16 protein-coding genes are annotated in these 19,359 nt (G+C 69.2%); 8 read left to right on the plus strand and 8 right to left on the minus strand.

Features of this window, described 5'->3' with window-relative positions:
* Nucleotides 1–19: 19 nt before the first annotated feature.
* From ACFO0C_RS01405 to ACFO0C_RS01415, 3 genes are all read left to right on the plus strand, one after another.
* Nucleotides 20–1,048 (plus strand): LacI family DNA-binding transcriptional regulator, encoded by a 1,029-nt coding sequence (locus ACFO0C_RS01405; protein WP_378064598.1) that lies wholly within the window; start codon nt 20–22, stop codon nt 1,046–1,048.
* Between the two features lie 39 nt (nt 1,049–1,087).
* Nucleotides 1,088–1,942: an alpha/beta hydrolase gene (locus tag ACFO0C_RS01410; RefSeq protein WP_378064599.1), complete on the plus strand. Its 855-nt coding sequence runs from the start codon at nt 1,088–1,090 to the stop codon at nt 1,940–1,942.
* Between the two features lie 86 nt (nt 1,943–2,028).
* Entirely contained in the window at nt 2,029–2,700 is a 672-nt protein-coding gene (locus tag ACFO0C_RS01415) for a dienelactone hydrolase family protein (protein WP_378064601.1), read from the plus strand.
* A gap of 122 nt (nt 2,701–2,822) precedes the next feature.
* Here the strand turns inward: ACFO0C_RS01415 and ACFO0C_RS01420 are convergent, their stop codons facing one another.
* Nucleotides 2,823–3,995, minus strand: coding sequence for a GNAT family N-acetyltransferase (locus ACFO0C_RS01420; protein ID WP_378064603.1), 1,173 nt, complete (start codon nt 3,993–3,995; stop codon nt 2,823–2,825).
* Between the two features lie 102 nt (nt 3,996–4,097).
* Between ACFO0C_RS01420 and ACFO0C_RS01425 the strand changes: the two genes are divergently transcribed.
* Nucleotides 4,098–5,249, plus strand: a complete 1,152-nt coding sequence (locus ACFO0C_RS01425; protein ID WP_378064605.1) for a phospholipase effector Tle1 domain-containing protein — start codon at nt 4,098–4,100, stop codon at nt 5,247–5,249.
* An 82-nt stretch (nt 5,250–5,331) separates the two neighbouring features.
* Here the strand turns inward: ACFO0C_RS01425 and ACFO0C_RS01430 are convergent, their stop codons facing one another.
* Nucleotides 5,332–6,261, minus strand: a complete 930-nt coding sequence (locus ACFO0C_RS01430; RefSeq protein ID WP_378064606.1) for an NmrA family NAD(P)-binding protein — start codon at nt 6,259–6,261, stop codon at nt 5,332–5,334.
* Nucleotides 6,262–6,355: 94 nt separating this feature from the next.
* On the opposite strand from ACFO0C_RS01430, the gene ACFO0C_RS01435 reads away from it, so the two are divergent.
* Together ACFO0C_RS01435 and ACFO0C_RS01440 are read left to right on the plus strand one after the other, a co-directional pair.
* Nucleotides 6,356–6,961 (plus strand): TetR/AcrR family transcriptional regulator, encoded by a 606-nt coding sequence (locus ACFO0C_RS01435; protein ID WP_378064607.1) that lies wholly within the window; start codon nt 6,356–6,358, stop codon nt 6,959–6,961.
* Between the two features lie 209 nt (nt 6,962–7,170).
* Nucleotides 7,171–8,595 carry an MFS transporter gene (locus ACFO0C_RS01440; RefSeq protein ID WP_378064608.1) on the plus strand — a complete coding sequence of 475 codons (1,425 nt, stop codon included), beginning with the start codon at nt 7,171–7,173 and terminating at the stop codon, nt 8,593–8,595.
* 50 nt (nt 8,596–8,645) lie between these two features.
* On the opposite strand, the gene ACFO0C_RS01445 is transcribed toward ACFO0C_RS01440, so the two are convergent.
* Complete coding sequence (locus ACFO0C_RS01445) at nt 8,646–9,344, minus strand: peptidylprolyl isomerase (RefSeq protein WP_378064730.1); 699 nt, start codon at nt 9,342–9,344, stop codon at nt 8,646–8,648.
* Nucleotides 9,345–9,422: 78 nt separating this feature from the next.
* Nucleotides 9,423–9,980 (minus strand): hypothetical protein, encoded by a 558-nt coding sequence (locus ACFO0C_RS01450; RefSeq protein ID WP_378064609.1) that lies wholly within the window; start codon nt 9,978–9,980, stop codon nt 9,423–9,425.
* Nucleotides 9,981–10,184: 204 nt separating this feature from the next.
* Between ACFO0C_RS01450 and ACFO0C_RS01455 the strand changes: the two genes are divergently transcribed.
* Nucleotides 10,185–11,552: a M14 family zinc carboxypeptidase gene (locus ACFO0C_RS01455; RefSeq protein ID WP_378064610.1), complete on the plus strand. Its 1,368-nt coding sequence runs from the start codon at nt 10,185–10,187 to the stop codon at nt 11,550–11,552.
* 132 nt (nt 11,553–11,684) lie between these two features.
* On the opposite strand, the gene ACFO0C_RS01460 is transcribed toward ACFO0C_RS01455, so the two are convergent.
* Nucleotides 11,685–13,265: a diguanylate cyclase domain-containing protein gene (locus ACFO0C_RS01460; RefSeq protein ID WP_378064611.1), complete on the minus strand. Its 1,581-nt coding sequence runs from the start codon at nt 13,263–13,265 to the stop codon at nt 11,685–11,687.
* A 47-nt stretch (nt 13,266–13,312) separates the two neighbouring features.
* On the minus strand, nt 13,313–15,553 hold the full coding sequence (locus tag ACFO0C_RS01465; RefSeq protein ID WP_378064612.1) for a putative bifunctional diguanylate cyclase/phosphodiesterase: 2,241 nt from the start codon (nt 15,551–15,553) through the stop codon (nt 13,313–13,315).
* 272 nt (nt 15,554–15,825) lie between these two features.
* On the opposite strand from ACFO0C_RS01465, the gene ACFO0C_RS01470 reads away from it, so the two are divergent.
* On the plus strand, nt 15,826–16,821 hold the full coding sequence (locus ACFO0C_RS01470) for an AraC family transcriptional regulator (protein WP_378064613.1): 996 nt from the start codon (nt 15,826–15,828) through the stop codon (nt 16,819–16,821).
* A gap of 15 nt (nt 16,822–16,836) precedes the next feature.
* Here ACFO0C_RS01470 and ACFO0C_RS01475 read toward each other — a convergent pair whose 3' ends face one another.
* Together ACFO0C_RS01475 and ACFO0C_RS01480 are read right to left on the minus strand one after the other, a co-directional pair.
* The gene (locus ACFO0C_RS01475) at nt 16,837–18,012 is read right to left on the minus strand and encodes a zinc-dependent alcohol dehydrogenase (protein ID WP_378064614.1); all 1,176 of its coding nucleotides are present in this window, start codon (nt 18,010–18,012) and stop codon (nt 16,837–16,839) included.
* The gene (locus ACFO0C_RS01480) at nt 18,009–19,007 is read right to left on the minus strand and encodes an SRPBCC family protein (RefSeq protein WP_378064615.1); all 999 of its coding nucleotides are present in this window, start codon (nt 19,005–19,007) and stop codon (nt 18,009–18,011) included. The genes ACFO0C_RS01475 and ACFO0C_RS01480 overlap by 4 nt, the downstream gene beginning before the upstream one ends.
* Between the last annotated feature and the right edge of the window lie 352 nt (nt 19,008–19,359).

The raw sequence follows: 19,359 nt of genomic DNA on the forward strand, positions 1-19,359 counted from the left end.
ACTTCACGAAGGAGATCCGGTGGACAAGCCCGCGCCCCGTCGCGTCACGATCGTCGACGTCGCGCGCCACGCCCAGGTGTCGACCACCGCGGTCTCCAAGGTGCTGCGCAACGCGTACGGCGCCAGCCCCGCCATGCGCACCAAGGTCCAGCAGGCCATCGACGAGCTCGGCTACCGCCCGTCCGCCGCCGCCCGGGGCCTGCGCGGCCAGACGTACACCATCGGCGTCATGCTGCCCGAGCTGCGCAACCTGTTCTTCGCCGACATCCTCGACGGCATCACCACCCAGCTCGGCGACAGCGACTACCAGGTACTGCTCGCACCCGGCTGCAACGGCGAGAAGGCCGAAGCCAAAGTCATCGACGCGATGATCGACCGCAGCATGGACGGCCTGGTGCTGATCGCCCCGGTCTCGGCGAAGAAACGCCTCACCGAGGTCGCCGCCGGCGTGCCCACCGTGGTAGTCGGACGGCACGGCGCCTCCCCCACCTACGACAGCGTCACCGACGACGACATCGCCGGCGCCGCCCTGGTCGTGGACCATCTCGTCAGCCTCGGCCACCGCCGCATCGCCCACATCGAGCACCACGAGACCGACCGGATCCGGCTCGCTGAGATGCCCAACGCACTACGGGCGAACGGATACCGCCACGCGATGATCGCCCATGGCCTGGAGGACGAGATCGATGTGGCCTCGACCAGCTACACCCAGGCCGGCGGATACCAGGGCGCGAAGGAGCTGCTCGCCCGGCCGGTACGGCCCACCGCGATCTTCGCCGGCGCCGACGTCGTGGCCCTGGGCGCGCTGGAGGCGATCGCCGAGGCCGGCCTGTCGGTACCCGGCGACATCTCGGTCGCCGGCTACGACAACAGCGCCCTGGCCGCCTTCGGGCCGATCTCGCTGACCAGCGTCGACCAGGACGGCCGCCAGATGGGCGCGAACGCCGCCCGCCTGCTGGTCGAGCGCATCAACCAGCGCGACCGCCGGCCGACTCAGGTGAAGCTGACGCCCAGCCTGGTGGTGCGGCGCACCACCGCGACCATCTGATCCCCTTACTCCGCGCACCACAACGGGATGAGCCTTGTCATGATCGTCAGCATCGAGAACCTGTGGATCGACGGGCCGTACGGCCGGATACCCGTGCGCGTCTACACGCCGGCCGACGAATCCCGAGCCGGTCTGGTCTGGGCGCACGGGGGCGCCTTCTTCGGTGGTGACCTCGACATGCCGGAGAGCGACTGGGTCGCCCGGCAACTCGCCGACCGCGGCATCACGGTCGTGGCCGTGGACTACCGTCTCGCGCCCACCCTGGACTGGGCCACCGGCGCGACCGGGGACCAGGCCGGCCGCTTCCACTACCCCGTCGCCTCCGAGGAGGTCACCACCGCCTTCACGTGGGCTGTCTCGGTGCACCCCGCTCAGCGCTGGGCGATCGGCGGGGCCAGTGCCGGCGGAACCCTCACCGCGGGCGCCGCCCTACGCCTGCGCGACAACGACCGTCCGCCTCCCGCCGCTGTGCTGCTGGCCTATCCGCTCCTGCACGCGGCGTTGCCCGAACTCCCCGCCGAGCTGGCCGCCAAGGTGGCGACGCTGCCGAACCCCGAGCTGATCGGCGCCGAGGCCGTCAGCAGGATGAACCTCAACTACGTGCGCAGTCCGGAAACGCTGACCGCGTCGTACGCCTTTCCCGGCGGCCACGACCTCACCGGCCTGCCGCCCACGTTCATCCTCAACGCCGACATCGACCCGCTACGCGCCTCCGGACAGCAATACGGCGCCGAACTCGCCGCCGCCGGTGTCGACCTGGCGATGATCCGCGAAACCGGGACAAGCCACGGCCACCTCAATGAGCCCGACAACCCCGCCGCCACCCGGAGTGTCAGCCGTATGGCGCGGTGGCTCTTGTCGCTGTCCGACGCAACGGACACCGACGGTGGATGAGCCCCTTTCGGTCAACGCGGATCAGCTACGGGCCGGCCGGTCGCTCGATAGTGTCATCAAAGCCTCATCACATGCCAGGAGAGAACATGTCCGTCCAGAACGTCAGCTTCCCCAGCAACGGCGGGCAGGCGCACGGCTACCTCCAGCTCCCCGATTCGGGTACCGGCCCAGGCGTGATCGTCATCCAGGAGTGGTGGGGACTCACCGACCACATCGCTGACATCACCCGCCGTCTCGCCGCCGAAGGGTTCGTCGCGCTCGCTCCCGACCTGTACGGCGGTTCGACCACCCACGATGCGGCCGAGGCTCAGCAGCTCATGACGGAGCTGCCCGCGGACCGCGCAGCCAAAGACCTGTCCGGAGCCGTCGACTACCTTCTCGCACACGACGCGGTGACCAGCACGACGGTCGGTGTCATCGGCTTCTGCATGGGCGGCGGCTTCGTCCTCCAGCTCGCCGCCGACCGTTCCGAACAGATCTCGGCCGCCGTCCCGTTCTACGGCTTCCCACAGGACCCGGCCGACGTCGCGCCCCGCATCCGCGGCGCGGTACAGGGCCACTACGCAACCAAGGACCGCATTCCGCTGGACGCGGTCCGGGACCTGTTCGGGCAACTGAAGAACTCTGAACTACACGTCTACGACGCCGGCCACGCCTTCCTCAACGACGAGAACCTGATCGGCACCTACGACCCGGGGGCCGCGAAGCTGGCCTGGTCACGAGCCGTCACCTTCCTGAACAAGCATCTCGCACGCTGACCATGAGACCCCGTCCGGCCATCGCGGGCTGGCCGGGATCCATCGTCCCGCAACCTTCCGCGTCAACCCCGCCCACCATCAGCGCGGGAGCGGCAGGGTCTCAGAGGATGGTTCGAGATCTTTCAGAAGTAGTCGTGCAGTGTCGGCGCGGGACCGGCCGTCGCGGTGCGCAGCAGTTCGTCGGTGTCCGCGGTCCCGCCGCTCAGGAAACCGCTGCGACGTAGCTGCTGCGGTATTGCGGCGCCCGCGTACCAGGCGGCCAGGCCGCGCGGTGTCAGCCGGACCGTACCCGCGCCGCCCGGTTCCAACCGTCCGGTGCCGCCGGCGAGCACCAGCCGGTGGCGGCCCTGATGCCAGGGGCAGACCTCGTCGGTGAGTTCGAGGTCGACCTCGCCGGTCAGGTGCCGTGGCCAGCCGCGGGCGGCGACCGCGGCGGGCGCGTCGACGACACGCAGCATCCACGGCTGCGTGGACTCGGGAGTGGCGTCGCCGCGTGCCAACAGTGCCCAGACCGGATCGGCGGCGCCCAGCCGGATCACGACCGTCGGCGCGACACTGGCCCAGCCGCCGAGCATCGCCAGCAGCGTGCGCGTCGCCTCGGGCGTCAGCCCGATCAGATCGTCCACGGTGAGCCTGCCGCTCGCGTCGTAGCCGGGGCCACGGTCCCACGTCGCGTACCCGACGATCGTGCCGGTGCCGTCGACGGCGACGGTGCAGCCGTCATGGTCGGCTGTGACGAAGGCGGGCCCGGCCCGGTCCATCATGGCGGTGCCGGTCCGTGCCACCTCGCGATAGATCGCGTCGACCGCGGGGAGGTCGGCCTCGGTCGCCGGCCGCAGCACCGTCGTCGGGTCGGGGCGGATCTCCGCCAGCACCCGCGTCGGCACCCGGTAGTACACCAGGGCACCGACCTCCTCCCAGCCCAGTGCCCGGTACGGCCCCGGCGTGGTGTCGAACAGCGTGCTGATCACCGCGCCGCGCCCCCGGGCGTCCTGCAGCAGCCGGGTCAGCACGAGCCGGCCCAGGCCACGCCCACGCAGCTCGGCCGCGGTCGCCACACCGGCGACGCCGCTGGCCGGCACGATGCGGCCGCCGAACCACTGGCCCTGCTCGCGGTCCACCGCCTTGGCGACCAACCGCCCGGCCGGGTCGAAGACACCGAGCGTGCGCCGGCCGGGAGAGTCGGAGAGCCACCCCTCCGGCATGGGCCGCTCGTGGTACCCGAACGTGAGGCTCCCGAGGTCCCACGCGAGCTGCTGATCCCCCGGGCCGAGCGGCCGTACCTCATACGTCACACCGGCCATCCTGCCGGAAACACACTCGGCGGGTGCCGGCGGAGCGAGCAAGGTGTCGCCGGGCCGACTGTGACCGGTGACCGGCAGGTGTAGGCAGAAGGTATGGCCCGCACGATCGTGATCTGCTGCGACGGCACCGGAAACACCTTCGACGGTGAACCCACCAACGTGACCCGGCTGATCCGGTTCCTCGACCTGAGCGACCCGCAGCGGCAGGTTGCCGTCTACGCCCAAGGCGTCGGCACCAACGGCATCCGGATCTCCGCGGTACGCGATCACGGCCCGGCGCTGCAGACGTTCACGCCACGGGAGTCCCGGCTCGGGGCGCACACCACCGTGCTCCGGGTTCTCGGTCTCGGCTTCGGCTACGGGCTCCAGCCGCTGGTCCGGGAGATGTACCGGCGACTGGCCGGGTTGCACACCGACGCCGACGACCGGATCTACCTGTTCGGGTTCAGCCGAGGCGCGTTCGCGGTGCGGGCGCTGGCCGGGCTGATCTACCGCTGCGGGCTCCCGGAACGGGTCGACCGTCGCACCTTCAACCGGGCCTGGCAGTTGTTCAAGCCGATGTCCGTACCCGTCGCGGAGGTCAGGGCCTTCCGGGAGCTTTCCGGCAACCGCTCCCCGGAGATCGAGTTCCTGGGTGTCTGGGACACCGTGAAGTCATACGGCGGTCTGGTGCCGACGAGACTGCCGCACCTGCGCCACAACCCGATCGTCCGGCACGTGGCCCACGCTCTCGCGCTGCACGAGCGGCGCGCCTGGTTCAAAGCCACCACCTGGGGCCAGCTCGACATGGACAAAGACAAGGGCAAGGCGATGGAGCGTACGCTCCCCGAGGACCGTGATCGATACGGTGCGCAGACGATCGCCGAGGTCTGGTTCACCGGCTTCCACAGCGACGTCGGTGCCGGGGACATCACGCTGCGATGGATGCTCGGCGAGGCCCTGCACCGCGGGTCCGGTCTGGGACTCCGCGCGGACGCCCTCACCTTCCTGGCCCGGCCCGACCCCACACCACCGATGACCGACTCGTCCACGGCCGTGTGGGGGCTGATGGAACAGCTACCTCGCCTGGAGATCTTCAACGACGACAAGTGGCCCTACCGGCGCTGGGTGTGGGGCAGCGACGGCGCCCGTGAACCGTCGAAGGTGCTGCGAGGAGAACAGGCGACCGCGCATGCCACCAACACCGATGCCTCGGCCATGGGCCCGACCGCGACGTGCCGGACGTACCGCCCGGAAGCACCCTGAGCGCCGCCCGTCACTCAGCACGTCGAGATCACCCGCGCGGGAACATGATCCCGAAGGACTCCTCGACCGCCTCAGCTGACGATCACCGCTGGCGGAGGGGACGCAGGTAGCGGTCGGCCCACTCGGCGAAGCTGGTCAGGGGGATGCCGAGGGCACGTGCGAACTCGGGACGGGCCGGTTGCCCGGCGGCGTTCAGGAACTCGTGGGACGTGGTGGCCCAGGGCGGCATGCCGGCGGCAAGTGCCTCCTGCTCGGTCATGTCGGGAGCGGCACCGTCGATGCCGAGCGACTCTCCGATGATCTTCGCGATGTCGGTCATCGGCAGATGGTCGCCGGCCAGTTCGAGTTCGACACGGTGGAAACGGTCCGGGTCGGCGATGGCCGCCGCTGCCGCTCGGCCGATGTCGTCGACGGCGACCAGCGACAGGTATGTCTGCGGCCGGAGCACCGTCGCGAGCCCGCCGGTGATGCCTCGCGGCAGCAGGTAGGCCACATCGGGCAGGAAGTTCTCCATGAAGAAGCCCGGCTTGATCAGCGTCCACCGGTCGAAGCCTGCGGCCCGGACGCGTTCCTGCATCCCGGCTTTGGGCAGGTAGACGCGCTCCATCGCGGCCCAGCGCCCGTCGGCCCAGCCCGGGGCGTGCTCGTGTTTCCCGGCGCCGGAGACCGAGGTGTGGATGAACTGCGGGACCTCGGCGGCCAGCGCGGCCTCGATCAGGTTGACGCCCTGAGCGAGTTCGCTCTCGAAGTCCCAGGTGTCGCCCTGTAGTTCCGGCATCTGCACGGAGAAGACGGCCCGGGCGCCCCGGGCTGCAGGGACCAACGAGCCGGGGTCGCGGAGGTCGCCCGTGACCAGTTCGGCACCGAGGGCGGCGACCGCGGCGGCTCGGACGGTGGCGGGATCACGGACCAGGGCACGCACCGGTACGCCGGCAGCGAGCAGGGCGCGGGCGGTCGCCCCGCCCTGCCGGCCGGTGGCGCCGACGACCAGGACTGGTGCTCGATCGGACATGGGCACACTCCTCGAACAGGAAACGGCGGGGTCCGCCGTTTACTGCTGCTAACATACGGCGGACCCCGCCGGTTAGCAACGCCCGAGGTGAGACATGCGAGCGGACGCCCGCCGGAACTACGAACATCTCCTCGAGGTAGCCGCACAGGCGGTGGCCGAGCAGGGGGCCGATGCGTCGCTGGAGCAGATCGCCCGGACCGCAGGGGTGGGATCCGGTACGGTCCGCCGCCATTTCCCGACCCGGCATGCCCTGCTCGAAGCCGTCTTCCGGGACCGCATCGGCGCCCTCTGCGCTCAGGCCCGCGAACTGGCTGCCGGCCCGGATCCGCGCACCGCGCTCGTCGATTTCCTCGTCGCGATCACGCGGGCCGCCGCGACGATCCGAGGTTTGGCCGAGGCGCTGAACCGCAGCCGTGCCGAAGGCGTCTACTGCGCGTCCGACCAGCTGTCCGAGGCGGGTGAGCCGCTGGTTCGCCGGGCCGCCGAGGCCGGAGTGCTGGCACCCGGCGTCACTTTCGCCGACCTGTCGACCCTGGTCACCGGGATCGCCCTGGTAACCGAGAAGGACAGCGACCCGGCCGCCACCGCGACCCGCCTACTCTCACTGGCCATGACCGGTTTCACGATCACATCGCCGCGGCAGCCTTTGACGACGGCATCCAGCAGTGGTTCATCACCATGGCCGAGAGCGCGCCACTGATGAAGGACGGGCTGCGGGGTTGCCCGCGGCCGGTGAACGGCTATGTGCCGCGACCGGACTCGGTCCCGTGTCGGTGATCCTGGTCAGACCGTCGTTTGTGTGACCTTCGTGCCGGGTGGCGTAGCAACCGGGATGTCTGTGCGGCACGGTGCGCCACCCTGAACGCTCTCCGCGGGCACCCGCACCGGGACGGGTTTAGGGTGGCGGAAATGGCGGACAACGGACTTGGCCTGCGCGGGGACCGCGGTGCGGTGCTGGGCGCGATGATGCTCGCGACCGGGCTCATCGCGATCGACTCGACGATCATCGCGACTGCGGTGCCGTCGGTGGTTCGTGACATCGGCGGTTTTCACGAGTTTCCCTGGCTCTTCTCGATCTACCTGCTGGCCCAGGCCGTGTCGGTGCCGGTGTACGGCAAGCTCAACGACCTGTTCGGCCGCAAACCGGTGATCCTGTTCGGCATCGCGCTGTTCCTGCTCGGCTCGATCTTCTGCGGCGCGGCGTGGAACATGTGGGTGCTCATCGCGTTTCGGGTCGTGCAGGGCCTGGGTGCGGGGGCTATCCAGCCGACCACCATCACGATCGTCGGCGACCTCTATTCGGTTGAGGAACGTGCCAAGGTCCAGGGCTACCTCGCGAGCGTCTGGGGCGTCTCCTCGGTCGTCGGCCCGACCCTGGGCGGCGTCTTCAGCGAGTACGTGAGCTGGCGCTGGATTTTCCTCGTGAACATCCCGCTGTGCCTGCTGGCCGCCTGGATGATCGTGCGGAAGTTCCACGAACAGCGCGACCGTGGGCGCCCGGTGATCGACTACAAGGGCTCGGTCCTGCTCACCGTCGGGCTGACCCTGCTCGTGCTCGGCGTCCTGGAAGGCGGTCAGGCCTGGGGCTGGTCCTCTGCGATCAGCGTCGCGATCCTCGGGCTCGGCACGTTGATGCTTGTCGCGTTCGGTTTCGTGGAGCGCACCGCGGCCGAGCCGGTCCTGCCGCTCTGGATGTTCCGCCGCCGTCTGCTGGTCACGAGCGGGCAGCTCTCCGTGGGCATCGGCGTCGTCCTGCTGGCCCTCAGCTCGTACGTGCCGACCTTCGCGCAGGAGGTACTCGGCGCCGGACCGCTCGTCGCCGGGCTGGCGCTCGCCGCGCTCACCCTGGGCTGGCCGGTCTCGGCAAGTCAGGCCGGCCGGATCTACCTGCGCTTCGGATTCCGGGTGTGCGCGCTCATCGGCACCACGCTGGTGTTCCTCGGGTCGGCGCTGCTGCTCCTGCTCGGGCGGGACTCCACCGTCCTCGAGGTGGCCGCCCCCTGCCTGGTCATCGGCTTGGGTATGGGTCTCACCGCGTCGCCGACGCTGATCGCGGCGCAGTCCAGCGTCGGCTGGGCGCAACGCGGTGTGGTCACGGCGAACAACATCTTCCTGCGCTCGCTCGGCAGCGCCTTCGGCGTGGCGATTTTCGGGGCGGTCGCGAACGCGGTGCTCGGCTCGGGTGAGCCGACGGCTGCGGGGTTGACGACGGCCGTACATCGCATCTTCATCGGCATGGTGTTCGTGGCGGGCGTGATGGTGGCGCTGGCCGCGCTGCTGCCCGGTGGATCCCGCATCGCATCGGCGGACGACCGCCGGACGGCAACGGCCTGACCCGGCGAGAGGCGCCGTCACGCGATGCGGGCGGCGCCTCCCGGCTCGGGTCAGTGCTTGACGCGGACCTTGCGGATTTCGGTACGAAGGGCCGGCGTCCCGTCGACTGGCGCCGGGTCGTCCGTGGTCGGTGCGATGCCCCCGGCCGCGATCCTGTCGAGCGTCGTCAGGCCGGGCGTGCTCACCTCGCCGAAGATCGAATAGTGGGGGCGCAGCGCGGAATCGCCGTACACCAGGAAGAACTGACTGCCGTTCGTGTCGGGTCCCGCGTTCGCCATCGCCAGCACTCCCCGGGCGTAGAGCCGGCGCACACCGGTCGGGTCGGTCGGCGCTGGCGGAAGGCCGGCAGGCAACTCGTCGCGGTAGCGGTATCCGGGGCCACCCTCGCCGGTGCCGCTCGGATCGCCGCATTGAAGGACCTTCAAGGTGGGGTACGCGGTGAGCCGGTGACAGATGGTCCGGTCGTAGAACCGGTGCCGCGTCAGGTGCAGGAAGCTCTGGACCGTGCACGGCGCGGCGGCCCGATCGAGAACCAGTGGGATCTGCCCCAGATTCGTGCGCAGCACCACGCGGACGGTGCCCCGGTCGGGCGTTGGGCGTGGGTCGCGCGGCAACGGCACCGGGCGCGCGGCCGGCTCGTCGGGCGTGGGTGTGTACTGACACGGGCCGGCGGTCGGGCCGGGTTCGTGAGCCGAGGCGGGTGCCGCCACCGCGACCAGGGCAATCGTGGTGGCGACGACGAGCGTCAGTGATCGCACATTACCTCCAGAGATCGACGCATGCCAATCTATACGACTGGAGTTCTCCGGCCGCCGCGCGGCCCCGGCTCAGGCCTCCCACCCGGCGACGACGGCACGGACCACGCCCTGTTCCGAGTCGGTCAGCAACTCGGGCTCGGCGAGCAGGTGCGGGGCCGCTGCGGCACGCTCGTGCTCCAGGCCGGGGCGGTCGAGCATGGTGAGGGCGGCACGGCGGGCGGCCACCCGTACCAGCGCATTGGTGTGTTCGAAGTTGGCGGCGACCGCCGGATAGAAGGACGGGATCGCCTCGCGGACGGCGTCGGCGTCCGGTTCGTTGTCGAACTCCTCGAACTCGACGGCGCTGCCGGCGAGCACGTTCAGCCAGCTCAGCATGGCCGCCTTGCCCGCCTTGGTGCGTGGATCGGACAGGACGGCGACGACGTACCGCGCGGCCGGCAGCGTGGCCGAGTAGAAGTTGCCCTGGTGGGCCAGGTTCCAGGTCAGGGTGTGCATGGCCGCGGCGAAGTCGGCCGTCTCCCCGTTGAGGAGCGGCTGCAACAGGCCGGGCAGGTCCTCCGCGGAACCGTAGGCGTCTTCCAGATCCCCCCAGGGGGTGGTGGCGAGGATGTCTTCCGGTGTGGTCACGGGCGCATGCTAATCGGTTTGATCTTGATCGCCACATCATTGCGCAAAGAATGACCGTCGGTGAGCGGACGCACGCAGCCAGGCATTGAACGAGCGCGCCAGATATGACCACATCGGCATGTTGACGGGCACAGTTTCATCGATGAGCGTAAATCGATAGCGTCGGTGCACGGTGACACCGGCCATCCCACGACCGAGGTGCCAATGACCAGGTTCCCGAACCTCCGGCGATCACGGGCGCGCCGGCTGCCGGCCGCAGTGACGACCGCGATGCTCCTGCTGATCTCTGCGGGGCTCATGATGCCCGGCAGCGCGACCGCGGCCGGCCCGGACACCAGCGAACCGGGCTACTGGCTGGTGGCCTCTCCCACCACCACCGTGGGTGAGCTGGCCGACGACCTCAGCAAGCGCGGCTACGACGTCATGGAGGGACTGTCGCCGGACGGGGCGCCGATCCTGGCGACTGCGGCTCAAGCCCAGCGGCTACGGCGCGACGGCCTGAGCGTGCGGTACACCGGGCCGCTCTACCAGCCGGTGCCGGCGTCGGTGCAGGCCGCGGCCGGCACCTACTACGGCGGCTATCACACCGCGGCCGCGCACGAGGCCCACAACCAGCAGGTCGTGACGGCCCACCCGGAGCTGGCGGCCCTGAAGACCATCGGTCAGTCATGGCTGAAGACCCAGAACCGGGGCGGTCACGACATCCAGGCCCTCTGCATCACGAAGATCACCACCGGTGACTGCGCGCTGAGCACCACCGGCTCGAAACCGAAGTTCACGCTGATGGCCCAGATGCACGCGCGCGAACTGGCCACCGGTGAGCTCGCGTACATGTGGATCGACTACCTGGTGGCCAACTACGGCAAGGTCGCTGCCGTGACGACGCTGATGGACACGACCGAGCTGTGGGTCATCCCGATCGCCAACCCGGACGGCGTCGACATCGTCTCGTCGAACTCGACGCGGCCCGTCTCCCAGCGCAAGAACGCCCACGACAACGGGTGCTCGGGCACCGGGCGCGGAGTCGACCTCAACCGGAACTCGAGTTACCACTGGGACGTCAACCAGGGCACCAAGTGCACCGAGACCTATCCCGGTGCGAGCGCCGGCAGCGAGCCGGAGACGCGGGCCATTCAGAGCTTCCTGTCGAGCATCTACCGCGACACCAAGCCGGCCGCCGACTTCTCGGCGGCGACGACCGCCACCACCGGCACCTTCCTCACGCTGCACAGTTACGCCGAGTTGAACATCTATCCGTACGGCTGGACGAACTCGCTCGCGCCGAACAACACCGACCTCAAGACGATCGCCGCGAACATGGCCAAGTCCAACAAGTACACGGTCGTGCACGGCGACGGTGGTCTGAACTACTTCGCGCCGGGTGCCACCGACGACTGGATCTACGGCACGCTGGGTGTGCCGGGATACACGATCGAGGTCGGCCCCAGCAGCTCCTCGTGCAGTGGGTTCTTCCCCGCGTACAGCTGCATGGCGTCTTTCTGGAGTCTCAACCTGCCCGCTTTCATGACCCTGGGGACAGCGGCTGCCAAGCCGTACCCGACCGGGAGCTGACACACACCACCCACCGGGGGCCGCTGTCCTGGCATCACGACAACGGCGGCGGCCCCTCGGAACCCCTCGCACAAACTCAACGCCCCGATGCCCCAGCCAGCCGACGCGGCCGGCAGGCCAGCGCACCGGTGCTCACGGTGCCGCTCTCACTCGGCGGCGGTCCTCGCCGGGCTGCCTGTGATCGGTTTCGCCACGGCTCGCGGCCTCACCGGTGGCCGGCTCCGTGCCGTTGCGGAGGCTCTCGTCTGCGGTGGCGTATCCGCGCACCACGCCCTTGCCGGCGGCCTTCGCTTCGTAAAGGGCGACGTCGGCCTGCTCCACCAACTCGAGCGGCTGATAGCGGGCCCCGACGCCGACGGTCGCACCGACGCTGCCGCGTGCGGTGCCAACGACGGCGCCCACGTCGATCGGTTCGGCCAGTAGTTCGAGCACACGGACGCCGATGTCCCGCGCCTCGTCCGGGTGGGCCAGGTGAGGCAGCAGGACGACGAACTCGTCGCCGCCGAGACGGGCCACCGTGTCGTCGCCACGCATGCCCGCTCGCAGCCGTGCCGCCACACCGACCAGCAGCGCGTCTCCGGTGCTGTGCCCGTAGGTGTCGTTGACAGCCTTGAAACCGTCGAGGTCGATCAGCAGGACTCCGGTCAGGCCGTCCGGGCCGGCCTCCGCCAGCGCGGTCTGCGCCCGGTGCTGGAAACCGGCGCGGTTCGCCAAGCCGGTCAGGGAATCGTGGGACGCCTGGTAGGCCAGCTCAGCGCGTTGGCGCCGTAGGTCGTCGGCGAGCCGCTGATTGACGCGCAGGTTGAGGAACTGGCGGGCCAGTACGAGGCTGGCGGTGGCCAGCAGCAACCAGAACAGGACGGCGGTCACATTGCCGGTGCGGACGAAACGCCAGGCGGCGGCGCCGAAGGCGAGACCGACCGGCAGGTACGGCAGTAGTGTCCACCGGCCATTCTGACGGCTCTGGTCGGTGAACGTCTCCGACGGTAACGGCGCCCGGCTGGCCAGCGCGGTCAGCAGACCAGCGACAACGTACCCCGCACCGACCCCGGTGGCGTACCAGGGCAGTCCCTGGGCGAAATTGTGCACCGCGAGCAGCATCGTCACCGCGAACGTCATCAGCGCCGACGCGAGCAGGCTCAGCGCCACGTCACCACGGTCGGACAGGCTGCGCGAGAGCAGAACAACCGCGTACGCGGCACCGATCAGCTCGGGAAGCACAACGAGGACGACGAGGGGACCACTGCCACCGGGAAGGCGCGCATAGGCTGGGCCGAGAACGAACTCCCAGGCGAGGAAGAACAGCGCGCCGGCAACCGTGGCGACATCGAGAAGCCGTGGCAGCCAGCCGGCCAAACCGGCCCTGCCGACGGCGTCGAGCGCCACGAGCGCGGCCAGCGAGCAGATCGCCGCGCCGACAGCGAGCCCCTCGTCCAGCACCGCCTCGGTCGCCATGAAGACGTCCACGGTGTCGATCACGCTGGACAGCGCCCAGAAGCCGGCGGAGAAGGCGGCCAGCGACCACACGACGCGCCGCCGCCCACGCGACAGCCTGGCCTGCCGGACATGGCCGAGCGTGGTCACGAACGCGATCACGGCCAGCAGGATGTTGTCGGACACCACGGCGGCGCGGGGCTCGAGAAGAGGAGCAAGGCCCTGTACGGCCGAACCGGCGACGATCGCCCCCGCTACCCAGACTCCTACCCGTTGCATGTGCCCTGCCCTCCCGCGCACCGTCGGCCCGCTAAGGTCTTCTCTCTTCAAGGCATGTTGGCGTTCTGCAGGCGGGGTGGCCCCTGATCGGTGACGGCGGCAGTCGTCACGCCGGCGGTTGCGGTGGACCGTGGGCCGAAATCGGGCTCGGCGACGGGACGACTGAAGTGGTAGCCCTGCAGCAGGGTGTAGCCGAGCCGGTGGAGGGCGTCGGCCTGCTCGGCGGTCTCGACACCTTCGGCGACCGCGGTCATGCCGAGTTCGGTGCTGATCCGGATGAGCGCCTCCGCTATCACGCTGTGCCGGCCGGCCTCGGTGACGTTGTCGACGAACGACTTGTCGACTTTGAGGATGTCGACCGGCACCGTCTGGAGCAGACCGAGCGACGAATGCCCGGTGCCGAAGTCGTCCAGCGCGATCCGTACGCCGAGCTTGCGCAGTTCGTGCAGCGTCGTCACCGCCTGGCCGCCCTCGAAGACGGCGGTCTCGGTGACCTCGACGGCGAGATGGCGCGGGGGAAGTCCCGTCTCGGCCAGGATGTCGGCGACCGTCGCGGCGAAGTCCGGCCGGACGAGTTGACGGGCGGAGACGTTGACGCTGACCTTGTCGGGCGTGTCGGCGCCGAGTTCGGCCCGCCACCGTGCCATCTGGCGGCAGGCTGTCCGCATGATCCACGTACCGAGTTCGATGATGAGGCCGTTCTGCTCGGCTACCGGTACGAAATCCGCCGGGCTGACCATGCCCCGATGCGGGTGTACCCAGCGCACCAGCGCCTCGACAGCGGCGACCCGGCCCTGCGGGAAGGCCACGATCGGCTGGTAGACGACCCGGAACTGGCCGGTGTCCAGACCGACCCGCATCTCGGCGCCGAGCCTGGCGTGCCCCGACGACTGCTCGTCCAGGGCCGGCTCCCAGCGTCGATACGTCTGCCCGGCTCGCTTCGCGGCGTACATTGCCGCCTCGGCCCGGCGCAGCACCTCCATCGGGTCGGCGCGTTCACCGTCGGCGAGACCTATACCGACGCACACGAGCAGATCGTGGCCGCACGCGTGCACGGGTTCACGCAGCTGGGCGGCAAGCTGAATGGCGAGCGCCCTGGACTCCGCGGAACTGCTGCCGGGCAGCAGGACAGCGAACTCGTCGCCGCCGATCCGGGCGAGCAGAGCCTCGTCCGGCACCGCCTGCGCCAGCCGCTGGGCGAGAGAAGAGAGGGCACGGTCACCTACCGAACGCCCGAATTCGTCGTTGACGTTCTTGAAGCCGTTCAACCCGAGCAACGCCACCTGTGCCGGGCCCTCGGCCATCGCGATACGTAGCGTGTTCTCGAATCGACGCCGGTTGGCCAGCCCGGTCATTTCGTCCTGCATGGCGAGCTCTTCCATGTCCTGTGACTGCGTTTTCAGTTGCTTCAGGATCAGAACCGTCCGAGCAATGGTGAGCAGGACGAGCACGATGGTGCCGCAGGCGATGACCGTGCTGTCGAGCGTGTTCTTCCCGGCATAGGGGGTGAGAAGCAGCGCCGGCCCGAGTAGTGAGCACGCGGCGGGAACGCACCAGCGCGCCACGCTGTGCTCAGCCCTCGGGAGTCCGACGGCACCCGTGTCGGCCGCCATCGAAGGATGCAAGGCTGCCGCGGCCCAGAGCACCGAGGAGGCGACGAACATCGCGTCCAGGACGTACGGATCAGCACCGAAGTAGACGATCGTCACTGAGTAGCAGGTGTCGGCGGCCAACACTGTCGCTGCGGCGGCCTTGAGCAACCTGATGCTGGTGGTGCGGCCGCGCCGATCGGTGAACAGCCACGCCACCATCACCAGCAGCAGAAGATCCGCCACCGGATAGACGGTGCTGATCACACGCGCAATGGCCGAGGCCGAACTGTCGGCCACGGTCGGGTGCAGGACGAACGTCCAGAGCACCAGGCCGAGCCCGATGGCGGCGACGGCCGCGTCGATCAGACGGCCGATTTCGCCGTCTGACTGCCGACGGCGCGACAGCAGTAGCAAACCCACGAAACGGAACGGGTAGGAGGCGAGATAGAAGGCGTCAGCGATCGAGGGGTACGGTACGCCGCCCAAGCCGTACAGGTAATAGTCGTACGCGATGTCGCCGAGCACTGTCAGTAACTGCCCGGCCGCGAACCAGTACCACAGCCCGGGGCGTCGAGGCCGGTACAGGCGTACGCCGACGAGCATGGCCACCACGGCCGCCAGGCCGATGGCGTTGTAGGTGATCCTGGCGGCGTGTGAGGAGGCGGGCAGCAGGAAATACCCTGCCGTCGCCAGCACAGCGGCCGCGAGCCACCAGCACCATATCCGCTCAAGTCGCACGAGCGGCCATCGGCGCGATTACGGCCGCATCTGAGTTCAAATCTGAATTCACCCGGTCATGCCATAGTGCTCACTACGGGAGATGGATGGGACCTTCGGTATCCGGATAGCCGGTTGATCCACGTTCCACAAGTGGCCTCGAAAGGCCAGAAAATGTGAGGCCGCCATTGCGCCCGCACCGGAGAAATGCCATCCGTGTACCGAATATAATGACGAAGAGGTGATGCGGTATGTCCGATTCTGATATCGACGGGACCCGGCCGGTCGCGCTGCACAGCTCCGACCTGGACGAGACCCGGCTGGTACTCGCCGAGCACTTCTACTCCAACTTCGTCGACATGCTGGAACCCTCTGAAAGCCTGGACACCCGGCTCCGGGTAACCAGCCTCGGCCCGGTCACCATCGGTGACGTACGTTTCGGCACCGACCTCAAGGTGAGGCTGTACGAACTCGGCGCTTACCACGTCGACGTGATCCTGTCCGGCCGGCTCGAATGGCAGCAGGGCGGCGACGAACACCGGGTCGCCACCGGCACCAGCGGTGCGGTGTTCCAGCCGGTCGGGGACACAGTTCTGCACCGGTGGACCGGAGACTGCCGGCTACTGGCAGTCAAGATCGACCGCAGCGCCCTCGAAACGCGGTTGGCTCGCATGCTCGACACGCCTGTCGGCTCACCGGTTCCGCTGAGCCCTCAGCTGGACCAATCTCACGGTCCCGGCCGGACGTGGACCAACATGGTCCGCACGCTCGCCTCGGACGCTCTCGGCGAGACGCACGGCCTGACTCGGAACCCGCTGCTCGCCGAACCTCTGCAGGAGGTTCTGCTCCGCGGTCTGCTGCTCGCCGGCGACCACCCGTACCGGGAGCGGCTCGCCACGCCAGGCGGACCGTGTCCAGCGCCCCGCGCGATCCGCCAGGCGATCGACCTTCTGCACAGCCGCCCCGAGCAGCCGATCACCATCGCGAGACTCGCCGACGCGACCGGCGTGAGCGAACGGGCACTGCAGGCAGGTTTCCAGCGGTACGTCGGTCTCTCACCCACCGCGTACCTGCGGCAGGTCCGCCTCGACCGCGCACACGACGAGCTCCGGCAGGCAGAACCCGGCCGGACGACGGTGGCCGAGGTCGCGCACCGCTGGGGATTCGCGCATCTGGGACGGTTCGCGGGCTCCTACCGCGCACGGTTCGGTGTGACACCGTCCCAGACGCTCGACGCCTCCGCATGACGAGGCCTTCACCCGTCAGGGTTTGAGGACGACCTTCTCGCAGTTGTCCTGCTTGTTCTTGAACATCTCGAAGCCCCGTTCCGCCTCGTCGAGCGGCAGGGTGTGGGTGATGATCCGGGTCGGGTCGAGTTCACCGCGTTCGATGCGCTCGAGCAGAGGCTTCATGTAGCGCTGGACATGGCATTGGCCGGTACGCAGGGTCAGCGACCTGTTCATCCAGGCGCCGGCGGGGAACTTGTCGAGGAATCCGCCGTAGACGCCGATGACCGAGACCACGCCGCCGCTACGGCAGGACATGATCGCCTGGCGCAGAGCGTGCGGGCGTTCGGTCTCCGACCTCACGGCCTGCTTGACCCGGTCGTACGCGGCGATGTGCGCGCTGCCGTGGGTGGCTTCCATACCGACCGCGTCGATGCACTTGTCCGGGCCTCGCCCACCGGTGAGTTCGAGCAGCCGTGACCGTACGTCGACCTCGTCGAAGTTGACCGGGATGTGGCCGGCCTGCTCGGCCATCCGCAGCCGATACGGCTCCTTGTCGATCGCGATGACCTTCGCGGCGCCGAGCACCCGGGCACTGTCCATGGCGAACTGCCCGACCGGGCCCGCGCCCCACACCGCCACCACGTCGCTGGGCTGGATGTCGCACATCTCGGCGCCCATGTAACCGGTGGGCAGGATGTCGGACAGGAACAGCACCTGCTCGTCGGTCAGGCCGGATTCGATCTTCAGAGGGCCGACGTCGGCGAACGGGACCCGCGCGTACTGGGCCTGACCGCCCGCGAAGCCGCCGGTCAGATGCGAGTAGCCGAAGATCCCGGCGACCGGGTGACCGAACATCTTCTCGGCGATACCGGCATTGGGGTTGCTGTTCTCGCAGCACGAGTACAACTCAGCGGCGCAAGCGGCGCACGCGCCGCAGGCGATGGGGAACGGCACGACCACCCGATCGCCGACGCGCAGCCGCTCCGCGCTGACGCCGGACCCGACCTCGATCACCTCACCCATGAACTCGTGGCCCATGACGTCGCCGTCCTGCATCGTGGGCACATACCCGTCGACCAGGTGCAGGTCCGAGCCGCAGATCGCGGTGGAGGTGATCCGTACGATGGCGTCGCGCTTGTTGAGAATTTTCGGGTCCGGGACGTCACGGACCTCGACCTTGTTGCGGCCCGCCCAGGTGTTCGCTCTCACTGGTCGGCTCCCTTCGCGAGTTCGGCGTCCGACAGCGGTTGCGCCGGGCGTTGCGGGAACTCCTTGCGGGCCCGTTTGCCCCACGGGGCGCCGTCGGAGCGGACCACCTCGCCGGTCTCCAGGACCTGCTTGAGCCGGCGCAGGTCGTCGTCGAGCTGCTGGTGCGGTTCCTCGCCGAAGTACTTGGCGACCGCCTTGCCGATGGTGCCGCCTGGGATGTCGTAGACGAGTGCCACGTGGACCTCGGTGCTGACACCGTCGGGGGCGGGCTCGAACCGGACCGTACCGGCGTTGGGTACGTCGGCGTTGCCGGTCGACCGCCACGCGATCTTCTCGCCGGGCTCCTCGTCGATGACTTCCGCGTCCCACTCGACGTTCTTGCCGAACGGGGCGGCGGCGGACCAGTGGCTCGTCCGGGCGCCGGTGGCACGGACCTGTTCGAGATGCGCCATGAACGTCGGCAGGTTCTCCAGATTGCGCCAGAAGGCGTACACCTCGGATGCGGATTTGCGGATGGTCGTGGTCGCCGTCAGCTCCATGGATTCTCCTTTGCGGGCGCCCCGCATCGTCGGCGCGGCGCCGGATTCGTCGGCCCGGGTGGCCTGTACGGCAGTCAGCAGATCCAGCACGGTGATCCCGGCGACGGCGCCCGTCACCGCGAGCAGCCGTCGCCGACGGCTGCCGTCACGGTGGGCGAGGGCCATGCCCAATGCGGTCAGGTCCATCGCGTCACCCACCACACGGGTCCACGCCCAGACACCCTTGCGCCGGCTCGCCAGAAGCCCGGCCGCGTGGACCAGTTCCCGCGCCCCCACCAGCGGCACCACCGTCCGCGAGGTCGCGGAGTCGTCGACGCCGCTGATCCGGCGCACACGGCCCGGTGCCATCAGCTGTGCCACACCCAGGCCGAGACTCATCCAGCCGAGCCCGCGGCCCCGCCGCTGGACCTCGGCCTGCCTGTTGTTCGTTGCTTGTCGGGTTGCCACTTGCGTCACGGTTAACCTCCGTGGTCGACCGCATCCCGTCCCCCATGACCGGGAGCGAGTCCGGTTGAGGCACGGCTTCCCTCGACGAAAACGCCTAAACCGTCCGGACCGTCCTTGGCCCCGTGATTCCCGGCGAGGCGGGCGGTATTCACCGGGGGCCGGGCGCATGTATGTGCGCCGATGGGGAAAGCGCCCGCACCGCAACGCGTCCCGATTTCGGCGAGGAGCTGTGATGACCGAACACGATCAGAACCCAGAAGTCGTCGTCGGTCTGGTCGCCACTCCACCGGACCACCCGGCACGGGTCACGGCGCGGCTCGCCGGCGAGCTCGCCGGCCTGCTCTCCGAGCAGGTCGATGCC

The organism is Actinoplanes subglobosus (genome assembly GCF_042650585.1).
GTDB lineage: Bacteria > Actinomycetota > Actinomycetes > Mycobacteriales > Micromonosporaceae > Actinoplanes > Actinoplanes subglobosus.